This window comes from Bradyrhizobium sp. 35 (assembly GCF_023073215.1).
GTDB lineage: Bacteria > Pseudomonadota > Alphaproteobacteria > Rhizobiales > Xanthobacteraceae > Bradyrhizobium > Bradyrhizobium canariense_D.
This window is the reverse complement of sequence record NZ_JADPJC010000078.1, coordinates 1-5,614: the sequence shown is the minus strand read 5'-3', so window position 1 is coordinate 5,614 and position 5,614 is coordinate 1. Positions and strand designations below refer to the sequence as shown.

3 protein-coding genes and 3 pseudogenes are annotated in these 5,614 nt (G+C 59.4%); 3 read left to right on the top strand and 3 right to left on the bottom strand.

Annotated elements, in window-relative coordinates:
* The coding region (locus tag IVB36_RS16150) for a transposase (RefSeq protein WP_247390905.1) at positions 1 to 288 on the bottom strand (288 nt) is incomplete at its 3' end.
* 921 nt (positions 289 to 1,209) lie between these two features.
* On the opposite strand from IVB36_RS16150, the pseudogene IVB36_RS16145 reads away from it, so the two are divergent.
* Positions 1,210 to 1,494: pseudogene (locus IVB36_RS16145) on the top strand (transposase); the annotation flags it as partial.
* A gap of 139 nt (positions 1,495 to 1,633) precedes the next feature.
* Positions 1,634 to 2,635, top strand: coding sequence for a transposase DNA-binding-containing protein (locus tag IVB36_RS16140; RefSeq protein WP_247392147.1), 1,002 nt, complete (start codon positions 1,634 to 1,636; stop codon positions 2,633 to 2,635).
* A 6-nt stretch (positions 2,636 to 2,641) separates the two neighbouring features.
* Here IVB36_RS16140 and IVB36_RS16135 read toward each other — a convergent pair.
* A pseudogene (locus tag IVB36_RS16135) lies at positions 2,642 to 3,762 on the bottom strand (IS66 family transposase); the annotation flags it as partial.
* Between the two features lie 707 nt (positions 3,763 to 4,469).
* On the opposite strand from IVB36_RS16135, the gene eutB reads away from it, so the two are divergent.
* The gene (eutB, locus tag IVB36_RS16130) at positions 4,470 to 5,453 is read left to right on the top strand and encodes a hydroxyectoine utilization dehydratase EutB (RefSeq protein ID WP_247392145.1); all 984 of its coding nucleotides are present in this window, start codon (positions 4,470 to 4,472) and stop codon (positions 5,451 to 5,453) included.
* Between the two features lie 71 nt (positions 5,454 to 5,524).
* On the opposite strand, the pseudogene IVB36_RS16125 reads toward eutB, so the two are convergent.
* Positions 5,525 to 5,614: pseudogene (locus tag IVB36_RS16125) on the bottom strand (IS5/IS1182 family transposase); the annotation flags it as partial.

Here is a 5,614-nt window from a genome sequence, read left to right as displayed (position 1 = left end):
CGAGTCGATCGACAAAGCCACTCGGTCCTTGCCGCAGCGGGCGAGCGCTTCAAAGATCGCCTGCCAATGTCCGCGCTTAGCCCAGCGATTGAACCGATTATAGATCGTCGTGTAAGGGCCATAGTCGGACGGGCAATCGCGCCAGCGTGCGCCGCACTGGAGCATGTGAATGATACCGCTGATAATGCGTCGATCGTCTTCGCGCGCCGGGCCGGTCTGGTTCGTTGGCAGATGCGGCTCTATCTGAGCCCACTGCTTGTCGTTGAGCCAGAACAGTCCTTTGCGCATCGAAGTCCCCCGTGCCGAATCAACTTGGCACGAGGGAATCAGAACTCGCTAATTAGGTACAGACCCTAAGTCATCTGACTCTGAAATTCTGGGGTTGCATAAGCGGCGGCGAACTTGTCGTGCGTAGCGCGCCGGACGCCCTCCGGCGCCCGCCGGATCGGCCAACACACGAGGCCAAGCAGCGCCCTTCATCCAATGGCCCCTTTGAGTAACCGTCAACCTTCGATCGCGATGATGGACGCCGCAGCGCTTCTGGAAAATCTTCCGTTCAATGATCTCCGTCAAGCTGCCGGTTGGCGAGACTGGGCCGCAAGGTGGAGAGGGCTCGGAGATGTTCACTGCCTGCGCGGCGACCTGAACAGTGAAGAGCGGGCGATCGATGAGGCCCGAGAGGCGTGGTTTAGTGCCAGTAACGGCTTTCTGAGTTGCTCGGCGGCCGCTTGACAAAGAGCGCCCAGAGGGTGAGCAGGCTTCGGCAAACATTGAGCTTTGCGTTCAAAGGCTCGGATCGGCTGTGCAACAGAAACTGGAACGTGCAGATCACGTGCTGCTGGAATCAATCCGAAGCTCCAGCATTTTGTTTACCCTCCGGTCATCCCGAGTTATGTGCCGGCAGCTACTTGCGTCAGCAGAGAGCAAGAGGCGGAAACTACTTGGCCGCGGGTTGCATCCAAACTCTTGCTTCGATCTGTTTGGATTTTTGTCGGCTCAGGCCAACGTCGATGCCGCTCGGATTGGCGTCCACAGTGAAGGGTTGTCAGCTGTTATAGCCACTGATGTTGCTGCGACGCGCGTAGCCGCGGCGGTTTGCGACGGCGGTCTTTGGAACTGGGCTCGGATGCTGGCTCTATAGGGTGGATGACGAGAGCTGTAGAAGCGCTAGCAGTCTGCTGAAAAACCCCTCACCAGGGAGGGGACTTGATGATTCACTTTATCATCTCGAATCGGCGGAGACGATCATGCGCGGCAGGTTTACGGATCAGGGCGCGCCTGTTTTCGTACGTCGCGCGTAAGCGTGTGCCAGCGAACCATCCGCTGCGGAAGGTTCGGGAACTTGTCCGGGATGTTTTGAGTGATTTGACCCGCGGCCTTGGGAGGCTCTACGCCAGCGAGGGACGTCCTTCGATCCCTCCAGAGCAATTGCTGAGCGCCTTGCTGCTGCAGGTGTTCTACGGCATCCGCTCGGAACGTCAGTTGATGGAACAACGTAAGCATCCGGTGAGACTTTCAATTACTCACAAGTGCTTGATTCATTTGCGGGAGGGCTCGATCGAAGAATCTTGAATCAGATGAATCGGTTGTGATTCATTGTTGAGCACCTGAATCGCGACGGCGAGGTGCCTTCATGTGTTCGAGGGGTGCGATATCTCGTCGGTCGGCGAGCCCGGATGGTCACCAGGATGATCGTGATGAAAGCGCCGTCGAACACTGGACTGAGCGCGAGATCGACAAGACAGCTTTCAGGGACGCCCGTCTTGGTCAACGATTTGGCGAGCTGTTAAGGCAAATTGGTGATGGCATGGGCGGGAGCATCCCGTTCGCGTGCCAAGACTGGGCGAACACGAAGGCAGCCTACCGCTTTTTCGCTAACGAGCGCGTGGAGGAAGCCGATATTCTTAGCGGCCACTTCGCCGCTACGCGCACCCGTTACGATGATTGTACAGGCCCGATTCTCCTTATCCAGGACACCACAGAATTCTCCTACCAACGCGCGAACACGAGCGCGATCGGCATAGCCAAGAGCGTCAATAGCGGCCGGGACAAAGGTGGCCGTTGGCGCCATCACACGGTCTGCGGAATGCTGATGCATTCGAGCCTCGCGGTGACCGTAGAGGGTCTCCCCCTGGGATTGGCGGCGGTGAAGTTCTGGACACGGAAAAAATTCAAGGGCACGGCCCAACTCAAGAAGAAGGTCAACCCGAGCCGCGTTCCCATCGAGAAGAAGGAGAGCGTTCGATGGCTCGACAATCTCAGGCAATCGATCGAACGGCTCGGACAGCCGGAGCGTTGCATTCATATCGGCGACCGCGAAAGCGACATCTACGAATTGTATTGCCTGACGCAAGAGCTTGGCGCTCACTTCCTTGTCCGCGCCTGCGTCGATCGGCTGGCAGGCGATGGCGGCCATACGATTGCGACCGAGATGGAAGAGACCAGCGTCAAGGGCCTGCATTACATCGACGTGCGGGGACGACAAGGGCGAGATGACGAAAGCCGCGCTGGAGATCAAGTTCAAGCGGATCGCGGTCTTGCCTCCGATCGGAAAGCAAAACCGCTATCCCGCCCTCGACCTGACGGTAATCCACGCCAGCGAGCGCGGTGCGCCAAAGGGCCGGAAACCCATTGAGTGGAAGCTAAGAGGCGAGATCACCGTTGGCTTTTTGCCCTGCACCTTGCGCCGCGCATTCTCCGCCAGATCAGCCATCACGAAGAAGGGCCGCCTGGCATGGACCCAGCACGCGGCTTCCTGGATCGGACCTGCGTTGCGGCCTGGGTCGTAAAGCTTGCCATAGCCGCTATAGGCATCGGCCTGGAGGATGCCGCTGTAACCGCCAGATGGGCTTGGGGATGCTCACCGGTGCGGTCGCGCGAGTAATCGAACACCGCCCCAGGCGGTGCCGGGCCGCCAAAAGGTTTGTCGTCGCGCACATAGACCCAGATACGGCCGGTACCGGTCTTGCCTTTGGCCAGGACCGGCACCGTCGTGTCGTCCCCGTGCAATCGCTCGGCGCTCAGCACATAGGCCTCGAGGCGCCGGAACAAGGGCATCAACGCAACCGTACAACCGCCGACCTGGTCGGCGAGGGTCGACAGGCTGATCGGCACGCCTTCCTTGGCATAGCGTTCGGCCTGCCGGTTCAGCGGCTGGTGCTGGCCAAACTTCTCGAACAGCACCATCGCCAGCAAGCTTGGCCCAGCCCAGCCGCGGGCAATCACATGGAACGGCGCCGGGGCCTGACTGATCTTCTCGCAGTCCCGGCAAGTAAACTTCTCGCGGACGTGCTGGATCACTTTCCAGGATTTCGGGATCACCTCCAGCGTTTCGGTGATGTCCTCGCAGAGCTTGGATAATCGCGAGCCGCCGCAGCAGGCGCACGACGTCGGCCCTGAGACGATCACGCGCTCGCGGGGTAGATGCTCCGGGAACGGCTGGCGCGACGGCCGCTTGCGCGTGAACGAGGCCACCTTCGTGGTCTTGGTCGCAGCTATTTCGGCGGCCAGTTCATCCTCGGTCGCTGAGGCCTCGAGCTCCTCCAGCGTCAGCTTAAGCTGATCCAACAGCCGGGCGGTACGCTCCGAGCGAGGGCCATAACGATCACGGTTCAGCTTTTCGATCTGCAGCTTCAGGTGAGCGATCAGCGCCTGGTCGTCGGACTGTTGGGCGCGAACGTTGGCGAGTTCGGCGCGGGTTGCCAGCAACGCGGCCTGCAGCGCCTCAATGTCTTCCGGCAGCTTCTTGGGACTATCACCCATGCACCAATGGAATCACAAAAGCTGCGATTTGGCGCGTATTTTTTGCAAGTTACGCATAAACCTAGTCGTTAGGCGCGGCAGGCGTATTTGAGGCGGTGAGCGATAATAATGAACGCAGGCAGCGAAGCACCTGGCCGCTCGACCGTTCATCCAGGCGTCTGCACTGGATCGCACCAAACCTGCGTATCAGCAGACCAAGCGCAGAATTTCGGCAAGGAACGTCAAACATCCGGTAAATCCGACCTCAGACCTCGCTAGTGTCTATCATAGTCCGGAGAAATCGCCGCTCCGTCGGTATCCTTGAAGTTCTAACGTGGGCAGCCGCCCGGCTGAAGCCAATGAACGATAACGAGGTTGGATGCTTTTCGGCTCTCCCATTATGTCGAAGCTCACCGGAAGGCGCTCGGGTCAAGAGAGTCGACCGCGGTGACCAGGCGCTCGGGTTTGTCTTAAGTACAACCAGCCTCTTAGGCGCATGCACGCGCTGTGACTGTAGGTCCGAACTACGGGTATGTCCGGCATCAGTTCAAGGGGTCCTGTCAGCGAATGTGTTCGTCGGGATCCGCTCCGCCTCATCGATTCCGCCGAGCAGGCGGGAGGCTGTGGCATTTCCTCGTGCTGCGAAGCTGACCGCAGCATTGCTCTGGGGGCACGATTTCCCTCACTTCGCCTAAGGTGAATCTCGCTTAAATCAAAGAGCTTCTCTCATGATTACTCTCTCTACCATCCAGGATGCGCGGAGGCGCATCGCCAGCTACATCCTTTCGACGCCGCTCGTAGCATCGCAGACGCTGTCGGAGATCTGTGGCCTTCCGGTAAGCCTCAAGCTCGAGCATCGCCAGACTACCGGCAGCTTCAAGTTGCGCGGTGCGAGCAATGCTGTCCTCCAGCTTACGGAAGCTGAGCGAGCGCGGGGTGTCGTCGCTGCTTCGACGGGAAATCACGGTCGAGCGCTTTCTCATGCATCCATCACGGTAGGTTCGCGTGCAACGATTTGCATGTCACGGCTCGTACCTGAGAACAAGGTCCTCGAGATCCGCCGCCTTGGTGCAGACGTTCGTATCGTTGGCCGCTCGCAGGATGAAGCGCAGCAGGAGGCGGCGCGCTTGGTGGCTGAACATGGGCTGATAATGTTGCCGCCGTTCGATCATGCACACATTATCGCCGGGCAAGGGACGATTGGCCTCGAGATAGTCGAGGCGATGCCGGATGTCGCTACCGTGCTCGTGCCGCTCTCCGGTGGAGGACTGGTGGCCGGCATCGCAGCAGCGGTGAAGGGCATGCGGCTCGATGCAAAAGTCGTTGGGATCGCCATGGAACGTGGCGCGGCAATGAAGGCGAGCCTCGACGCGGGCCGGCCTGTGCAGGTCGCCGAATTCCCGAGCCTTGCCGACTCCCTGGGCGGGGGGATTGGCCTTAGGAACAAGCTTACGTTCGCCATGTGTGAAGCCCTACTCGACGACTTAATACTGCTAAACGAGAGTGAGATAGCGGCTGGCATTCGTCATGGTTATGAGAAAGAGCGCGAGATCCTGGAAGGGGCGGGTGCCGTTGGCATTGCGGCGCTGCTCGCCCGCAAAATGGCTGGGTTGCGGGGGCCAATCGCGATCGTGCTGTCAGGCCGCAATATCGACATGGAACTGCATCGCCGGATCGTAAACGGGATGAATGATCCTCTTCAGAAGGTCTGATGCGAAGAACAAATCGTCGGAACGGGCTCTTAGGGAAGTCGTGCGGCTCGATCTCCACCTAGGGTTCAGACTCAATTGATCCAATAAGCGACGAGAGCGGCGAGGTGGACGGCGGCCAAGAAGTTTCTGGCAAGTTTGTCGTAGCGAGTAGCAACACGCCT

Bases quoted from the DNA above. Each gene is read 5' to 3' on its own strand.
- eutB (WP_247392145.1), top strand. From the start codon at position 4,470: ATGATTACTCTCTCTACCATCCAGGATGCGCGGAGGCGCATCGCCAGC.
- IVB36_RS16140 (WP_247392147.1), top strand. From the start codon at position 1,634: ATGTGTTCGAGGGGTGCGATATCTCGTCGGTCGGCGAGCCCGGATGGT.